This window comes from Nocardioides sp. NPDC059952 (genome assembly GCF_042730435.1).
Taxonomy (GTDB): domain Bacteria; phylum Actinomycetota; class Actinomycetes; order Propionibacteriales; family Nocardioidaceae; genus Nocardioides.
Genome location: NZ_JBHWLY010000021.1, coordinates 47,500 through 64,569, shown reverse-complemented (window position 1 = coordinate 64,569; position 17,070 = coordinate 47,500). Strand labels below are relative to the sequence as shown.

12 protein-coding genes and 1 riboswitch are annotated in these 17,070 nt (G+C 71.0%); of the genes, 9 read left to right on the top strand and 3 right to left on the bottom strand.

The features are described 5' to 3' along the window. Positions 1 to 61: 61 nt before the first annotated feature. A riboswitch (SAM riboswitch) is annotated at positions 62 to 175 on the top strand. A gap of 44 nt (positions 176 to 219) precedes the next feature. Beyond that, complete coding sequence (locus ACFV9G_RS12210; protein ID WP_378727742.1) at positions 220 to 1,539, top strand: aminotransferase class V-fold PLP-dependent enzyme; 1,320 nt, start codon at positions 220 to 222, stop codon at positions 1,537 to 1,539. A gap of 183 nt (positions 1,540 to 1,722) precedes the next feature. Beyond that, positions 1,723 to 2,778 carry a biotin/lipoate A/B protein ligase family protein gene (locus ACFV9G_RS12205; RefSeq protein ID WP_378727741.1) on the top strand — a complete coding sequence of 352 codons (1,056 nt, stop codon included), beginning with the start codon at positions 1,723 to 1,725 and terminating at the stop codon, positions 2,776 to 2,778. 7 nt (positions 2,779 to 2,785) lie between these two features. Here ACFV9G_RS12205 and ACFV9G_RS12200 read toward each other — a convergent pair whose 3' ends face one another. Next, on the bottom strand, positions 2,786 to 3,610 hold the full coding sequence (locus tag ACFV9G_RS12200) for an alpha/beta fold hydrolase (protein ID WP_378727740.1): 825 nt from the start codon (positions 3,608 to 3,610) through the stop codon (positions 2,786 to 2,788). 193 nt (positions 3,611 to 3,803) lie between these two features. Between ACFV9G_RS12200 and ACFV9G_RS12195 the strand changes: the two genes are divergently transcribed. Together ACFV9G_RS12195 and ACFV9G_RS12190 are read left to right on the top strand one after the other, a co-directional pair. After that, positions 3,804 to 4,634, top strand: a complete 831-nt coding sequence (locus tag ACFV9G_RS12195) for an alpha/beta hydrolase (RefSeq protein ID WP_378727739.1) — start codon at positions 3,804 to 3,806, stop codon at positions 4,632 to 4,634. 9 nt (positions 4,635 to 4,643) lie between these two features. Next, positions 4,644 to 5,447, top strand: a complete 804-nt coding sequence (locus tag ACFV9G_RS12190) for an MBL fold metallo-hydrolase (protein ID WP_378727738.1) — start codon at positions 4,644 to 4,646, stop codon at positions 5,445 to 5,447. 13 nt (positions 5,448 to 5,460) lie between these two features. Here the strand turns inward: ACFV9G_RS12190 and ACFV9G_RS12185 are convergent, their stop codons facing one another. Continuing rightward, positions 5,461 to 8,208, bottom strand: coding sequence for an AAA family ATPase (locus tag ACFV9G_RS12185; protein WP_378727737.1), 2,748 nt, complete (start codon positions 8,206 to 8,208; stop codon positions 5,461 to 5,463). Between the two features lie 570 nt (positions 8,209 to 8,778). Between ACFV9G_RS12185 and leuS the strand changes: the two genes are divergently transcribed. From leuS to holA, 5 genes are all read left to right on the top strand, one after another. Further along, the gene (gene leuS / locus ACFV9G_RS12180; RefSeq protein ID WP_378727736.1) at positions 8,779 to 11,262 is read left to right on the top strand and encodes a leucine--tRNA ligase; all 2,484 of its coding nucleotides are present in this window, start codon (positions 8,779 to 8,781) and stop codon (positions 11,260 to 11,262) included. 50 nt (positions 11,263 to 11,312) lie between these two features. After that, positions 11,313 to 12,173: a DegV family protein gene (locus tag ACFV9G_RS12175; RefSeq protein WP_378727735.1), complete on the top strand. Its 861-nt coding sequence runs from the start codon at positions 11,313 to 11,315 to the stop codon at positions 12,171 to 12,173. 115 nt (positions 12,174 to 12,288) lie between these two features. Then, complete coding sequence (locus ACFV9G_RS12170) at positions 12,289 to 13,176, top strand: helix-hairpin-helix domain-containing protein (protein ID WP_378727734.1); 888 nt, start codon at positions 12,289 to 12,291, stop codon at positions 13,174 to 13,176. Then, positions 13,173 to 15,461: a ComEC/Rec2 family competence protein gene (locus tag ACFV9G_RS12165; protein ID WP_378727733.1), complete on the top strand. Its 2,289-nt coding sequence runs from the start codon at positions 13,173 to 13,175 to the stop codon at positions 15,459 to 15,461. The genes ACFV9G_RS12170 and ACFV9G_RS12165 overlap by 4 nt, the downstream gene beginning before the upstream one ends. A 29-nt stretch (positions 15,462 to 15,490) precedes the next feature. Further along, complete coding sequence (gene holA, locus ACFV9G_RS12160) at positions 15,491 to 16,474, top strand: DNA polymerase III subunit delta (RefSeq protein ID WP_378727732.1); 984 nt, start codon at positions 15,491 to 15,493, stop codon at positions 16,472 to 16,474. Positions 16,475 to 16,663: 189 nt separating this feature from the next. Here holA and rpsT read toward each other — a convergent pair whose 3' ends face one another. Then, on the bottom strand, positions 16,664 to 16,924 hold the full coding sequence (gene rpsT / locus ACFV9G_RS12155; RefSeq protein ID WP_091048431.1) for a 30S ribosomal protein S20: 261 nt from the start codon (positions 16,922 to 16,924) through the stop codon (positions 16,664 to 16,666). Positions 16,925 to 17,070: the final 146 nt, after the last annotated feature.

Genomic DNA, 17,070 nt, shown 5'->3' with positions numbered 1-17,070 from the left:
GCCCACCGATCGAGATATCGAGTTGGTGGGCGCGCCAGGTCTCGGGCAGGATTCTGGCGAAGGTCACGACTGCCAGCGCGAAGCCCCGGCTTGCTGGCGGGCAACCCTCCCACGCGGTGGGGTGCTCCGGGTGACGACCAGGCCCTCGCCGAGGTGGCGCGGGCAAGCGCGTGCTTCGCCGGGCAGCCTTGGCGGAGCCATGACCCGAAGGGTGCCCCCATGTCCCTGCTTCCGCTCGTCGGCTCGAACACTCAGGTCCCGCTGCTGGACGGAACGACCACGACGTACGCCAACCTCGACGTGGCCGCGTCGGCGCCGGCGCTGCAGAGCGTGGCCGACCGGGTGGCCGAGGTCCTGCCCTGGTACGCCTCGGTCCACCGTGGCGCCGGCTACCTGTCCCAGGTCTCGACCGCCCTCTACGAGGAGTCGCGCGCGACCATCGGCGCCTACGTCGGCGCGCGAAATGACGACGTCACCGTCATCACCCGAAACACCACCGACGCGGTGAACCTGCTGGGGGGCTGCGTACCGGGCAGGGTCCTCGTCCTCGACATCGAGCACCACGCCAACCTGCTCCCGTGGCGCCGTGTCGGTGCCGGCGTCACCGTGGTCGCGGGCCGGGATACCCTCGCCGGCACCATCGACGCCCTCGCCGGGGAGCTGGCCCGGGACAGCTTCGCCCTGGTCGCGATCACCGGTGCCTCCAACGTCACCGGCGAGGCGCTCCCGGTCGGCGAGATCGTCACCCTGGCCCACGCCCACGGCGCCCGGGTGCTCGTCGACGGTGCCCAGCTGCTCGCCCACCGCCACTTCTCGCTGGCCGCGACCGGCGCCGACTACGTCGCATTCTCCGGCCACAAGCTCTACGCGCCCTACGGCGCCGGCGCCCTGGTCGGGCGTCGCGACTGGCTCGACGTCGGCACCCCCTACCTCGCCGGGGGAGGGGCCGTCGACGACGTCGAGGTGGGGGAGACCACGTGGCAGCCCGCGCCCGCGCGTCACGAGGGCGGCTCGCCCAACGTCATCGGTGCCGCCGCGCTGGCCGCTGCGTGTACGACTCTCGGTGGCCTCTCGGCCGCCGACCTGGACCGCCACGAGGCGTCGCTGAGGGGGCGCCTCGTGGCCGGCCTGTCCGCGCTGAACGGCGTCGACGTCGTCCGCCTGTGGCCCGACTCCGACGAGCCTGTCGGCGTGGTCACGTTCACCGTCGACGGCATCGAGCCGGGCAAGGTCGCGGCCTACCTCTCGGCCGAGCACGGCCTGGGCGTACGCGATGGCCGCTTCTGCGCGCAGCCGCTCCTCAAGCGCCTCGGGCTCACCGCAGGCGCGGTCCGCGCGAGCATCGGCATCGGCACCTCGCTCGCCGACGTGGACCGCCTGGTCGCCGGCGTACGGTCCCTTCTCGCCGGTGACGTCCAGGGCGACTACGTCCTCACCGACGGTGCCTGGACCCTCACCGAGGACCCCCGCCCCCTCGTCGGGCCGGCCGGTCTCACCCGCCTGGCCGACACCGCCGGCTCCTGCGGCGCTGCTGTCTGACCACCCCCTGCCGAGGCGTCAGGTACGGCGGGCGAGGAGTCAGTTACGTCGGGCGAGGCGTCAGTTACGTCGGGCGAGTGGGCATCGCGGTGACGCCTCGGCCGACCGGAGCGACGCCTCGGCCAGCGCGCGTGACGCCTCGGCCGCGGGGATGAATCGGGGCGTTCGCGGTGTTGAGCAACTGTGAGCGAACGAGTGCATGGCGAGCGGAAGGTACGCGGCGGCAAGCTGGTCGTCGTCGACGCGACGGTCTCCGCCGACACGATCAACGATGTCGTCCTCTCGGGCGACTTCTTCCTGGAACCCGACGAGGCGCTGGGGTGGCTGACCGCGGCGCTGGAGGGGCAGTCCGTGGACGTGTCCCTCGACCACCTGACCGCGCAGCTCGACGCCGCGGCCCGTGACGCCGAGCTGGTCGGCTTCGGCACCCGCGACATCGCCCTCACGGTGCTTCGCGCGCTGGGTCGGGCCACGACGTGGGACGACCTCGACCTCGAGATCGTCGAGACCGGCCCGCTGTCGCCGCGGATGCAGATGGCCCTCGACGAGATCATCGTCCGTCAGGTCGCCGAGGGCCGCCGCGCCCCCAACCTGAGGTTTTGGGACTGGGCGAGCAGCGCCGTCGTGATCGGCAGCTACCAGTCCCTCTCCAACGAGGTCGACGAAGCCGCCGCCGAGCGGCACGGCATCGAGGTCGTACGCCGCATCTCCGGCGGCGGCGCGATGTTCATCGAACCGGGCAACACGATCACCTACAGCCTCGCCGTGCCCGACACGCTCGTGGCCGGGATGTCCTTCCAGGAGTCGTACGCCTTCCTCGACGAGTGGGTGCTGCGCGGCCTGCGCAGCGTCGGCATCGAGGCCGCCTACGCCGGTCTGAACGACATCGCCTCGCCGGTCGGCAAGATCGCCGGTGCCGCGCAGAAGCGGATCCCGGGCGGCGTCCTGCACCACGTCACGATGGCCTACGACATCGACGCCGACAAGATGCTCGAGGTGCTCCGGATCGGCCGGGAGAAGATGTCCGACAAGGGCACCCGGAGCGCGGCCAAGCGGGTCGACCCGATCCGTTCTCAGACCGGGCTGAGCCGGGACAAGGTCATCGAGGCGCTGCTCGCGGAGTTCGAGCAGAGCTTCGGCGCGGCGTACGTCGGCCTCGACCAGGCCACGATCGACGAGGCCGCGGCGCTGGTCGAGACCAAGCACGGCACCCCGGCCTGGCGGGCGCGGGTGCCGTAGGGCACGCTCAGCGGTCGATGAAGGCCAGCAGGTCGGCGTGCAGGCGATCGCGATCGGTGTCCGGGAGGGCATGGCTGGAACCCTCGTAGACCTTCAGCTCCGCGTCGTCGATCAGCTCGACCGAGCGGCGGCCGCCGACCTCGATCGGCACGATCTGGTCGTCGTCGCCGTGCACGACCAGCGTCGGCACGTCGATCTTGGCCAGGTCGGGCCGGAAGTCGGTGGCGGAGAAGGCCGCGATGCACTCGTAGGCACCGCGGTGCCCCGACGCCATGCCCTGGAGCCAGAAGGCGTCGCGGAACCCCTGCGGGACGTCGCCGTTCCGGTTGTGCCCGAAGAACGGTCCGTCGGCCAGGTCGCGGTAGAGCTGGGCCCGGTTGGCCAGCTCCCCGGCCCGGATCTCGTCGAAGACCTCGACGGGTAGCCCCTCGGGGTTGTCCTCGGTCCGCAGCATGAGCGGCGGGACCGCCGAGACCAGGGCGAGCCTGGCGACGCGGCCGGTGCCGTGCCGGCCGACGTACCGGACGATCTCGCCGCCGCCCGTCGAGTGCCCGACGAGGGTGAGGTCGCGCAGGTCGAGCGCGTCGATCAGACAGGCGAGGTCGTCGGCGTAGGTGTCCATCTCGTTGCCGGACCAGGTCTGGCTGGAACGGCCGTGGCCCCGGCGGTCGTGGGCGACGGCTCGGTGGCCGTGCTGGGCGAGGAAGAGCGCGGTGGCCTCCCAAGCGTCGGAGTTGAGCGGCCAGCCGTGGCTGAGCAGCACAGGGCTTCCGCTGACACCCCAGTCCTTGTAGAAGATCTGGGCGCCGTCGTCGGCGGTGATGTAAGGCATCGGCTTCCTCCCACGGTCGGTTGGGCTCTGACCTGACGAGCCTCACGCAGCCATCCGGTTCGGCGGACCACGTGGACCGCGTAGTCCCGCGGGACTACGCGTCGTACGTGGTCCGGGCGCATCGCGACTCGATGGACGATCGGAGCGTCCCAGCCCAGCAATCCCAGCCCCAGCAACAGAGAGGGAACCTGACATGAGCACCCCGGACACCATCGTCCTGATCCACGGCTTCTGGGTCACACCCCGGTCGTGGGAACACTGGAAGGCCCGGTACGAGGCCAAGGGCTTCACCGTGCACACCCCCGCCTACCCCGGCTTCGAGGTCGAGGTCGAGGCCCTCCGCGACGACCCGACCCCGATCGCCGACCTCACCCTGGAGGGGATCGTCTCCCACCTGGAGGCCTTCCTCGCCACGCTCGACAGCGCACCGATCATCATGGGCCACTCGGCCGGCGGGGCGTTCACGCAGGTCGTGATGGACCACGGCTACGGTGCCGCGGGGGTCGTCCTCAACTCGGCTCCGACCGAGGGCATCCGGGCCACGCCGTGGACCCAGCTGCGCTCGGTCTTCCCGGTGCTCAAGAACCCGGCGAACCATCACCGCGCCGTCGGCTTCGACGCCGAGCAGTGGACGTACGCCTTCACGAACACCTACACCGAGGAGGAGTCGGCGGCGTTCTACGAGCGCTACCACATCCCGGCCTCGGGCCGGGTCCTGTTCGACTCCGTGCTGGCGAACTTCCAGCCCGGTCACCAGGGTGCCTGGGTCGACTTCAAGAACGCCGACCGAGCGCCGCTGCTGTTCCTGTCCGGGTCCGAGGACCACATCATGCCGCCGTCGGTGCAGGCCTCGAACGTCAAGCACTACCAGGGTGCCGGAACCGTCACCGAGCACGAGACGTATGAGGGCCGGCCGCATCTGATGGTGGCGGGTCCGGGGTGGGAGGAGATCGCCGACCACGCGCTGGAGTGGGCGCTCTCCCACGCCGGAGAGCGGGGCGCTACCGGATCCAACGCCTCCTGAGGCCGTGCGATGGACCTTACCCTCACTCACGTCGGAGGACCGACGACGCTCCTCGAGGTGGCCGGGTGGAGGATCCTGACCGACCCGACCTTCGACGCCCCCGGCCGGACGTACAGGTTCGGCTGGGGTACGTCCTCCCGGAAGACCGCGGGTCCTGCGGTCCTCGCCGCTGAGATCGGCCCCATCGACGCCGTCCTCCTCACCCACGACCATCACGCCGACAACCTCGACGACGCCGGCCGGGCGCTGCTGCCGGGTGCCGGGGCCGTGGCCACCACCGCCTCGGGCGCAGTCAGGCTCTCCAGGTCGGGACTGGGCCGCACGGTGAGGGGTCTGCGGCCATGGCAGACCACGGTGCTGCAGGCGCCGGACCGTCCGACGCTCACGGTGACCGCGACTCCCGCGCGTCACGGTTTCTTCGGCAGCAGACCGATCGTCGGCGACGTCATCGGCTTCTCGCTGACCTGGGAGGGGCAACAGCACGGAGCCGTCTGGGTCTCGGGGGACACGGTGCTCTACGGCGGTCTCGGCGAGGTCGCGAACCGGGTCGACGTCGGAACCGCGATCGTGCACCTCGGGCGCGTCGGATTCCCGGTGACCGGCCCGCTCGCGTACACGATGGGCGGGCGGGACGCGGTCGAGCTGTGCGGGCTGCTCGACCCGGTCACGGTGGTGCCGGTGCACTACGAGGGCTGGTCGCACTTTCGTCAGGGGAAGGACCGGATCCTTGCCGACCTGGCCGATGCTCCGCCCGGGATCGCAGACCGCTTCCGTTGGCCGACGCCGGGGGTTCCGCTCCGGCTTCCGGTGTAGACCTGGGGCGACCCTAGGCGTTCAGCCGGTCGGCCAGCTGCCGGCGAGAGGAGATGGCGAGCTTCTGGAAGACCTTCCGCAGGTGGTAGTCGACGGTGTTCGGGCTGATGAACAGGTTGGCGGCGATCTCGGCGTTGGTACGCCCGGACGCGGCCAGGCGGGCGATCGTGTGCTCCTGGGTGGTGAGCTCCAGCGGCGGGTTCGCCTCGGCGTCCACGACGTCGTCGGCCCGGACGCCGAGAACCTCGAGCTCGGCGAGAACCCGCGGCACGAAGATCTCCGCGCCGCTGTGGCGCAGGTGCTGCAGCGCGAGTCGGAGCTGCTCGGCCGCCTCGCGACGGCGCCGGACGCGACGGAGCCATTCGCCGTAGAGCAGGTACGACCGGCCGAGCTCGGTCTCGGCCAGCGTCTTGTGCAGCGCCGCGACCGAGGCGAGGTAGTGGGCCTCGGCCTCCTCGTCCGGGCTCACCAGCGCGAGCGCACGGCGGGCGACCCCCTCGCACCACGGCATGCCGTTGACCGCCGCCCGGCCAGCCAGGTCCTGGGCGACCCGCCGGGCTTCCTCCGGATGGCCGGAGCGTACGGCTGACTCGACGAAGTCGGCGTACCAGATCGGGGTGACCTGGAGGAACGGGTCCTCGACCAGCGGTCTGTGGCGCTGGTAGGCGTCCTGGTAGCGCCGGTCCGCGAGGTCACGCGCGACCAGCCCCTCGATCCCCGAGGACCGGACCCCGCCGAACCCGATCGCACCGGCGCCGTCGGCCACGGCCGCCACCAGCTCGCGTGGCTCCCCGGTCCAGGCCATCACCGCGACGTTGGGCACGTTCGCATCCTCGTAGCCCATCGCGCCGCGTACCTCTCGATGCATCTCCACGCAGCGACCGGCCCGGTGCAGGGAGCCGCCGTAGACCTCGGAGAGGGCCATGATCCACAGCAGCGTGTCGAGCACGAGCAGGGCGCCTCGGTCGCGTGCGGCGCGTGCGGCCCGGTCGAGGCCGGCGGCTCGGCTCCCGTCGTCCCACAGGTAGCCACCGAGGCCGGCGATCACGCTGCCGAAGTACATGATCTCGTCATCGGGCAGGGCGAGCACCGCGTCGAACGCCGCGCGCACCTTCGGGTGCGCCGTGTCGTACGGCTCCAGGATCAAGGCGGCCAGTCCGCGCAGCACGACCGACCATCGGCCGTCCAGGTCTGCGCCGGCGAGCATCCGCCGGCCCAGCTCGGCCTGTGTCACGCCGGTCATGAGCCGGTCGGCGCTCGAACATCGGTCGAAGGCCCGAAGCAGCGCGTCCTGCTCGCGTACGTCGTCGAGTCCGTGGAAGAGATCGGCGGCGCGCAGGTGGTCGGCCGCACCGCTCATCACCCCGTCCCGCTCGGCGTGCAGCAGCGTCAGCGCGCTGCGGATGATCAGCGCGCGGCCGCGGGTGACCGCGCCGGCCGACTCCTCGTCGAGGTCGTCGACGAGCCGCTGTGAGAGGTGCGTGGCGCCGACGGCCAGGGCCGCCTCGGCGGCGCCGACCTGCCGCGCGGCGCGCGCCTCTCCCAGCGGGCTCAGCTCAGCGGCACGGGCGAGCAGACGCGCACACGAGACCAAGCCGCCGCGGCGGGCGGCCAGGTCCGCGGTCAGGTCCAGCCGGGCGGCGACCTCCTCGTCGGTCCCGACGACGGCCCGGGCCGCGTGCCAGGCTTCCGCCTCGGTCAGGTTCGCCCGGTCGGCCGCGTGCGCGAGGGCACGGTGGACCCGGCGTCGTTCGACGCCCGAGGCCGCGTTGTAGACCGCCGAGCGCACCAGGGGATGGCGGAACCGTACGGTCGGGGCGAGCTGGACGAGCCCGGCGACCTCGGCGCGGTCGGCGTCCTCGAGGGTGAGGCCGAGCGCCGTGCCCGCGGCGGCGAGGAGGTCGATGTTGCCGGTCGAGTCCGCCGCTGCCAGCAGCGCCCAGGTCTGGACCGCCCGGTCGGCCTGGCGAGCCCGGCGTACGTAGTGGGCCTCCAGATGGCGACCGACGGGGACGGGCTCACCGGCCATCCCCAGGTCCGGCAGCTCGTGGACCAGCGACTCGCCGGCGAGGTCGATCAGGGCGAGCGGGTTGCCGCCGGTGGCCTGGGCGATCGCCAGGGCCACCGAGGGCGGGAGGGGTTCCGCCGCCGCACGGTTCAGCAGCCGTACGGCGGCATCGGTGTCCAGGCCGGTCAGCGCGAGCTGGGGTACGCCCCCGAGATGCTCGGCCAGGCCGGCCTCGTCGCGCCCGGCGAACATGACCGCGACCCGCTCCACCGCGATCCTGCGGGCCACGAACGCCAGCGCGTCCAGGCTCTCCGGGTCGAGCAGATGGGCGTCGTCGATCGTGCAGACGATGCCGTGCCCGTTGCTCGCGGCGGCCAGCAGCCCGAGGACCCCGAGACCGACCAGGAAGCGGTCCGGCGGCGGCCCGTCCGCCTCGCCCGAGGCGACGAGCAGGGCGCGGCGCTGCTGCTCCGGGAGCAGCTCGCTCTCGGCGTGCAGCGACGTCACCAGCCGCTGGACCGCGGCGAACGCCATGTCGGACTCGGACTCGTAGCCGTCGAGCCTGACCACCCGGATGCTCGTGCCCGCGGTGGCCGCGGTGAGCAGGGCGGACTTGCCCATGCCCGGTTCGCCGAGCACGGCGATCGCCCCGCCCTTTCCGTTCCGCGTGCGGCTCAGCAGTCTGGCCAGGCGTACCTGCTCCGGGTCTCGGCCGACGAGGGCGGCCTGGTGCTGCTCGGGGGCGCTCTGCACGAGAACGACGGTAGCTACCGGGGAGGGTATGTCGCATGACCCAAATGGAGCAGTCCCGGGTGGTGTGCCGGCTCGGCAGCGTGAATGCGAGAGCCCCTACGACCGGGTCGCAGGGGCTCCGAAGCTTGGACTCCGCTGCTCGGAGCGTTCCTTGGATGAGATGGGGGGGTCCTCATTCACGACCGACATCACGAGCAGCGGAGCGCCGCCAGTTTGGCACGCTCAGATGCGCGGTCGCAATAGGTGAAGGCCCCTCCGGCGGTATTTTCTGTCGGTCGATCTGCAGGGCGGAACTCATGAGGTATCGAAAGTGCTTTTCTAGAGGACTTCGACCCTGTCATCGGTACCGGGCGCGGGAGTATGGCGGGACTGCGAATGACGATGGCGGCGGTGGTCGGCTACCCTGGGCACATGCAGATGTCTGTCCTGCTTCTTAGGCAGCCGCGCTGACCCTGAGGGACACACCCCGGTCACGCGGCTACCCCTCCATGTGAGGGGCCTTTTTAGTTCTATGGAGCTTTGTTCCAGAAGCAGTCTTGACGCACGACACTCGACAAGGACGAAAGACCAATGACGCAGGAGCAGGCCGAGCAGGCGACGTACGACGTCACCGAGCTGCAGGACAAGTGGCGCCCCATCTGGGAGAAGCTGGAGCCGTTCAAGGCAGGCCAGCGCGAGGGGGCCGAGAAGCGCTACGCGCTCACGATGTTCCCCTACCCCTCCGGCGACCTGCACATGGGCCACGCCGAGGTGACCGCCCTGCACGACGTCCTCGCCCGCTACTGGTGGCTGAAGGGCTACGACGTCCTGAACCCGATCGGCTGGGACTCCTTCGGCCTGCCCGCCGAGAACGCCGCGATCAAGCGCAACGAGAACCCCGCCGGCTGGACCTACGCCAACATCGAGACCCAGGCGGAGTCGTTCAAGCGCTACGGCATCTCCTTCGACTGGTCGCGCCGTCTGCACACCTCCGACCCGGAGTACTACAAGTGGACGCAGTGGATCTTCCTGAAGCTGTACGAGGCCGGCCTGGCCTACCGCAAGAAGTCCCCGGTCAACTGGTGCCCCAACGACCAGACCGTGCTGGCCAACGAGCAGGTCGTCAACGGCGAGTGCGAGCGCTGCGGCGCGGTGGTCACCAAGCGTGACCTGACGCAGTGGTACTTCCGCACGACCGCCTATGCCGAGGAGCTGTACAACGGCCTGGACCAGCTGCAGGACACCTGGATCGGCAAGGTCGTCAACATGCAGCGCAACTGGATCGGCCGGTCCGAAGGCGCGCACGTCGACTTCGAGATCTCGCTGACCTCTGGTGAGAAGCGGACGGTGACGGTCTTCACCACCCGCCCCGACACGCTCTACGGCGCGACCTTCATGGTCGTCGCCGCCGACGCCGACCTGGCTGCCGAGATCGTCGCGCCCGAGCGGGCCGCCGCGCTGGAGGGCTACCTGGAGGACGTACGCAAGGCCTCCGACATCGACCGGCTGGCGACCGACCGTCCCAAGACCGGTGTCGACCTGGGCGTCACCGCGACCAACCCCGTCAACGGCGAGCAGATCCCGGTGTGGGCGGCCGACTACGTGCTGGCCGACTACGGCACCGGCGCGGTGATGGCCGTTCCGGCCCACGACCAGCGCGACCTGGACTTCGCCAAGGCGTTCTCGCTGCCGGTGCGTCGCGTCGTGGACGTGCCGGGCGCCGACAACCCCGAGGAGACGTACGTCGCGACCGCGGGTGACGGTGCGTACGTCAACTCCCCGGAGCTGGAGGGCGTGGCCGACAAGGCGAGCGGCATCCACAAGATCATCGAGAAGCTGGAGGCCGAGGGCCACGGCAAGGGCACGATCAACTACCGGCTGCGTGACTGGCTGCTGTCGCGGCAGCGCTACTGGGGTGCGCCGATCCCGATCGTGCACTGCCCGGTCGACGGTGAGGTGGCGGTGCCGGACGACCAGCTGCCGGTGCAGCTGCCCGATCTGGCCGGGGCCGACCTGAAGCCGAAGGGCGTCTCGCCGCTGGCGGCGGCCTCCGAGTGGGTCAACGTCTCCTGCCCGAAGTGTGGCGGCCCGGCCACGCGCGACTCGGACACGATGGACACCTTCGTGGACTCGTCGTGGTACTTCCTGCGCTACCTGTCGCCGACGGACGAGACCCAGGCGTTCTCCTCCGATCTGGCCAGCGAGTGGGGTCCGGTCGACTTCTACCTGGGCGGCGACGAGCATGCCGTGCTGCACCTGATGTACGCCCGCTTCTTCACCAAGGCGCTGCGCGACATCGGCCTGATCGACTGGGACGAGCCGTTCTCGGCCTACCTGTCGCAGGGCAAGGTGATCAACGGCGGCAAGAAGATGTCGAAGTCGCTGGGCAACGGCGTGAACCTGTCGGACGTGCTGGAGGAGTTCGGCGTCGACGCGACCCGGCTGACCCTGGTCTTCGCCTCCCCGCCGGAGGACAACATCGACTGGGCCGACGTCTCGCCGGCCGGTTCGGTGAAGTTCCTGCAGCGGGCCTGGCGGCTGGCCGGGGACGTGACGTCCGCGCCGGGTGTCGATCTGTCTGATGGGGACGTGGCGCTGCGTCGTACGACCCACAAGACCATCGCCGAGGCCGAGCAGCTGATCGAGTCCTACCGGTTCAACGTGGTCGTGGCCCGCGTAATGGAGCTGGTCAACGCGACCCGGAAGGCGATCGACTCGGGTTGTGGTCCGGCCGATCCTGCCGTACGCGAGGCCGCGGAGACGGTCGCGATCCTGCTCTCGCTGGTCGCGCCCTACACCGCCGAGGAGATGTGGGAGCGTCTGGGGCACGAGCCGACGGTCGCGCGGGCTGCGTGGCCGACGCCTCTGCCCGAGCTGCTCGTGGAGGACGTCGTGACCGCTGTCGTGCAGATCAAGGGCAAGGTGCGTGCGCGCCTGGAGGTCTCGCCCTCGATCTCCGAGGCCGACCTGGAGGCCGCCGCGCTGGCCGACCCGACGATCGCGGCCGCGATCGAGGGCCAGACCGTGCGCAAGGTCATCGTCCGCGCGCCGAAGCTGGTCAACATCGTCGTCTGATCGGCTCACTCGCGCTGTCGACGCGATGGCTCGATCTGTAGGCTTCTGACATGGCCCGGGTAGCGATCGTGACCGACTCGACCGCGATGCTTCCATCCGATCTCGGGGATGCCGCGGAGCTGATCACATCGGTGCCGTTGCAGGTGATCGTGGATGGGACGTCGTACGACGACGGGGTGGAGGAGACCTCGCCCGAAGCGCTGCTGACGGCGTTGGCGGCGCACAAGACGGTGACGACCTCACGGCCCTCGCCGGCGCTGCTGGCCGAGGCGTACGCGAAGCTCGCGGCGCAGGGGTTCGAGGAGATCGTCTCCATCCACCTCTCCGCGGAGCTGAGCGCGACGTGCGAGTCCTCGATGCTCGCGGCGCGGGAGGCTCCGGTGCCGGTGGTCACCGTGGACACGCGGCTGGTCGGGCCCGGCGTCGGGTTCGCGGTGATGGCGGCCGCGGCAGTGGCCGGTCGGGGCGGGAGCGCTGCCGAGGCGCGGGAGGCTGCCTTGTCACAGGTCGCGGCGACGCGTTCCTACTTCTACGTGGACACCCTCGAGTATCTACGCCGCGGCGGGCGGATCGGTGCTGCTGCCGCGCTGCTCGGGACGGCGCTGGCGGTCAAGCCGCTGCTCACGATCGAGGAGGGGCGGGTCGTGCCGCACGAGCGCGTGCGTACCGCTGAGCGGGCGATCGCGCGGCTGCAGGCGCTCGGGGTCGAGGCCGGTGAGGACGTTGACGGGGTCGAGGTCGTCGTCGCCCACCTGGGCAGCCCGGATCGGGCCGGTGCGATGGCCTCGGGGCTGTGCGAGGAGCTGAACGGCAAGGTCAACGGCGACGTACGTGTCGGGGAGCTGGGTGCGGTGCTCGGTGCGCATGTGGGGCCCGGTTGTGTGGCGGTCGTCGTGGGGCCCAAGCTCTGATTCTGACCCCTTTCTCGGGCCGGTTACCGTCCACAGGGGCCGTTGAGGATCGGGTTGTCCACAGGCGCTGAGAACGCGCTCGGAAGTGTCGGCGCGGGCGCATAGCTTCGGCGTCATGCGGACCCGACCGACCTCTGATCACGCCGATGCCGTCGCCCGGCGGCTGGAGCAGCTGCGCGCCGAGATCGACCCACCGGGAGAGGAGGACGAGGGCGAGGAGGACTGGCAGCCGCCCTGGTGGGACGGGCCGAGAGCGACCGACACCGCGGAGCTGGATCCGTTGGTGCCGGTCCCGGGGCGCCACGCGTCTCGGCGTCAGGTCGTGATCTCGCCCGACGCGGTGCTGCCGGAGCCGCTGCGCGGGCGGGTGAGCCTCGGTCCCTGGCATCTCGTCGTCGTCGCGCTGGTGCTGGTCGTCGGTCTGGCGCTGGCCTGCTGGTGGATGATCCGCGCCGACCCGGAGGTGGTGCCGGCCGCCCGCGCCTCGCCCTCGGCCTCCCCGCTGGTCGCGCTGCCGACCGGCTCGGCCGCGCCCGGGAGCGTGGCCGCGGTGCCGTCGGGCGGAGCATCGGCGGGGACGGTGACGGTCGACGTGGAGGGCAAGGTGCCCAAGCCCGGCATCGTCGTGCTGCCGGTGGGCTCGCGGGTGGTGGATGCCGTCGAGGCTGCCGGCGGGGCTTCCCACAAGCAGCTCGCCGGGCTCAACCTCGCTGCCCTGCTCAGCGACGGTCAGCAGATCGTGGTGGGAGCGCCGAACGGGCCGGCAGGCGGGCCGCCGGGCTCAGGTGCCCCGGCGGCCGGTGCGCCCGGGGCGGGGGTGAGTCTCAACACCGCCTCCATGGAGGAGCTGGAGACGTTGCCCGGGGTGGGGCCGGTGACGGCGCAGGCGATCATCGACTGGCGCACCACCAACGGCGCGTTCACCTCCGTCGACGAGCTGCTCGAGGTCGACGGGATCGGGCCGAAGACCTACGAGTCGTTGGCACCTCTGGTGACGTTGTGAAGGACCTGCGACTGCCGTTTCTCGGGGCCGGTGCGTGGGCGGGGGCATTGGCCGGACCGGTCGTGGTGACCGGCGGACGGTGGGGCGTGACTCTGCTGGTGGTCCTCGTTGTCGTCGTCGGCATCGGCGGTGGATGGGCCGTTCGGAAGCGCCGCCCGACGGCGTTGGGGCTGGTGCTGATGATCGCCGGAACCGCGGTCGTCGCGGGCCTGCACGCCGCCCGTGTCAGCGACAACCCGGTGGCGGACCTGGCCGAGCGCAAGGCGCAGGTGCGGGTGATCGCCACGGTCACGACCGACCCGAAGGAGGTGCGCGGTCAGCACGCGACGTACCAGCTCCGGCGCGCCAGCGTGCGGGAGATCAGGGGCCGTGGAGTGGTCTACCGGCTGCGTACGCCGGTGGTCGTGCTCGGCGACGACGCCTGGGCGGACATCCCGCTGGGAGCGACGGTGTCGACGAATGGACGCCTGGCGAGGAGTGACTCGCACGAGGAGTCGGCTCTGCTGATCGCCGGCGAGCCGCGGGTCGTCTCCGGTCCGGGGATCTGGTGGCGAGCCTCCGAGACGCTGCGTGGCTCGATCCGGGACGCAGTGGCACACCGGCCACCCGACCAGGCAGCGCTGGTCCCGGCGCTGGTCGACGGCGACGACACCGGCCTCTCCGACGATCTGGCGGACGACTTCCGCACGACCGGACTCACCCACCTGCTCGCGGTCTCGGGCACCAACCTGACCCTGGTCGTGGGGTTTCTGCTCATCGTGGCCCGCTGGGCCGGGGTGCGGGGGAGAGGGCTGTACGCCGTCGGCGTGCTCGGCATCCTCGGGTTCATCGTGCTCGCCCGCACCGAGCCGAGCGTGGTGCGGGCCGCCGCGATGGGTGCGGTCGGGCTTCTCGCGATGACGCACAACGGACGCCAGCGAGCGTTGCGCGGGCTCGGTGCGGCGGTGATCGGGCTGCTGCTGATCGACCCGGGGCTGGCGATCTCGATCGGGTTCACCCTCTCGGTCCTGGCCACGGCCGGCATCCTGCTCTTCGGGCCACCGTGGCGCGACGCCCTGAGGCGTTGGATGCCGCAGTGGTGTGCGGAGGCGATCGCGGTCCCTGCGGCGGCGCAGCTGGCATGCACTCCGGTGGTCGCCGCCATCTCCGGCCAGGTCAGCCTCGTCGCGGTGCTCGCCAACCTGCTCGTCGAGCCCGCTGTCGCACCCGCGACGGTGCTCGGGCTCCTCGGAGGCCTGCTCGGGCTGGTCTGGGATCCGCTCGGCATGGTCGCCGGCACGATCGCGACCTGGTGCGTCGCCTGGATCATCGCGGTGGCTCGCTTCGGTGCCGGGCTGCCGACCGCGGAGGTCGGCTGGGCGACCGGCCCGCCGGCCCTGGCGGCGCTGGTGGTCGTCTGCGCCGCGATCGCCTTCCTGGCGCCTCGGATCCTGCGCCATCCGGTCACCGGCGTGGCCGGATGTCTGGTGCTGCTCGCGGTCGCGCTGGTGCGACTGCCGAGCCCGGGTTGGCCGCCGCCGGGGTGGGTGCTCGTGATGTGCGACGTGGGACAAGGAGACGCCCTGGTGGTGCGCACCGGGTCGGGCAGCGCCGTCGTCGTGGACGCCGGGCCCGATCCGGACCTCGTCGACGACTGCCTCGACCACCTCGAGATCGAGGAGGTTCCGCTCGCCGTGATCACCCACTTCCACGCCGACCACGTCAACGGCGTCGAGGGCGTCTTCGCCGGGCGGCAGGTCGGTGAGCTGTGGACCTCGCGGCTCCAGGACCCGCCCGAGGGCGTGCGGGTTCTCGGGGAGGCCGCCGGTGCGGCCGGGGTGGTGCCGGTTCCGGCTCCCTACGCGGCCACGGCCACCATCGGCGAGGTGCGGATCCAGGTGCTCTGGCCGACAGGCGAGTCCGACACCCGCGGCCCCGGGGACGGCTCCACCGCCAACGACGCGAGCGTGGTCCTCCTCGTCGAGTCCCGCGGCCTGCGTCTGCTGCTGACCGGCGACATCGAGCCGGAGGGACAGGACCAGCTCGCCGACGATCTGACCGAGCTCGACATCGACGTGCTCAAGGTGCCCCACCACGGCTCTCGCTACCAGGACCTCGACTGGCTGCGTACGCTGCGGGCTCAGGTCGCGCTCACATCGGTCGGTGCCGGCAACGACTACGGCCATCCCGCCACGGCCACGGTCCAGGGGCTCGAGGAGAGCGGCACCGAGGTCTACCGCACCGACCGTGACGGCTCGGTCGCGGTCCTCGAGTCGGGAGGTGAGGTGGCCGTGGTGACGCAGTAAGTGTCGGTGCTGTGTGGGAGGGTTTGAGCATGGCACGCACCGCCTCCGCACCGAGCCCCACGGGCAACCTGTCTGCCTCCGACGTCCTGGGTCGGGTGACGCTGGTGACCGGCAAGGAGGAGTTCCTGGGGGAGCGTACGGTCGCGTCGGCGAAGGCCGCGGTCAAGGCCTATGACGCCGAGGCGGAGGTCTCCGAGGCGACCGCCGCCGACTTGACGCTGGCGACGCTCGGCGAGCTGAGCGCACCTTCGCTCTTCTCGAGCATCCGCTGCGTGGTGGTCCGCAACCTGGAGAACCTGCCCGACGAGTCGGTCGCGGGCCTGGTGGACTATGCCGGGATGCCCTCGGAGGACGTCGCGCTCGTCCTCGTCCACGGTGGTGGGCAGAAGGGCAGCGGCACCCTCGCCAAGCTCCGCAAGCTCCCGAAGGTGACCGAGCACAAGTCCGTCGAGCTGAAGGCGCGTGAGTTCGGCAGCTTCGTGAAGGCCGAGCTGCGGCTGCACGGCGCGACCCTCGACGAGGAGGGCGCCGAGTTCCTGATCCAGGCGGTCGGCCAGGATCTCCGTGCCCTGTCCGCCGCGGCGAGCCAGCTCGCCAACGACAACGAGGCCAAGCGACTCGGCCTGGAGCACGTCAAGCAGTACTTCGGCGGCCGGGCCGAGGTGAAGAACTACGTGATCGCCGACGCGATCATCTCCGGAGACAGGGTCAAGGCTCTCGAGGAGATCCGCTGGGCCCTCGACACCGGTTCCTCCCCGGTCTACGTCCTCTCCGCCGTGGCCGGTCAGCTGCGCACCGTCGCCAACCACGTCGCCGGCATCCGAGACAGCAGCACCCCGCCCTGGAAGCAGAAGTCCGTCGCAGGCCTGGCCCGCGGCTGGTCCCGCGAGGGCATCGGCGAGGCCCTCCGCTCGGTAGCCCGAGCCGACGCCGACCTCAAGGGCGCCGCCAGCGACCCGGCGTACACGCTCGAGCGTCTCGTCCTCACCATCGCCGCCCTCCGCCAACGCTGACCCTGCCGAGGCGCCACCCCCGTCGGCCGAGGCGTCACCCCTGTCGGCCGAGATGGCAGCACGGTCGGCCGAGATGGCAGCACGGTGCCCACTCGGCCGACGCACGTGCAACTCGGCCGACGGGGGCGACTTCTCGGCAAATGAACAAAGCCCCCGTCGCGGAGGACGGGGGCTTCGGTGGGGCTTACCTCAGAGGGAGGAAGCCTTCTTGGCGATCGCCGACTTGCGGTTGGCGGCCTGGTTCTTGTGGATGACGCCCTTGGAGACGGCCTTGTCGAGCTTCTTGGTGGCGACCTTGGCGGTCTCGACCGCAGCGTCCTTCTCGCCGGCCTCAGCGGCGGCGTGGAACTTGCGGATGACGGTCTTGAGCTCGCTCTTGACGGCCTTGTTGCGCTCGTGCGCCTTCTCGTTCTGCTTGTTGCGCTTGATCTGCGACTTGATGTTCGCCATGGGTGAATGATCTCCAGTGCTTCGACGTGTGGTGGTGCGAGCTCTCAATCCGGCCCCTCGGGGAAATGAGAGGGGAGAGGCCTACGCGAACACGCTTGCGGTCAAGATTACAGACTCGCGTGGTTTGGCCTCAAATCGCCGTACGT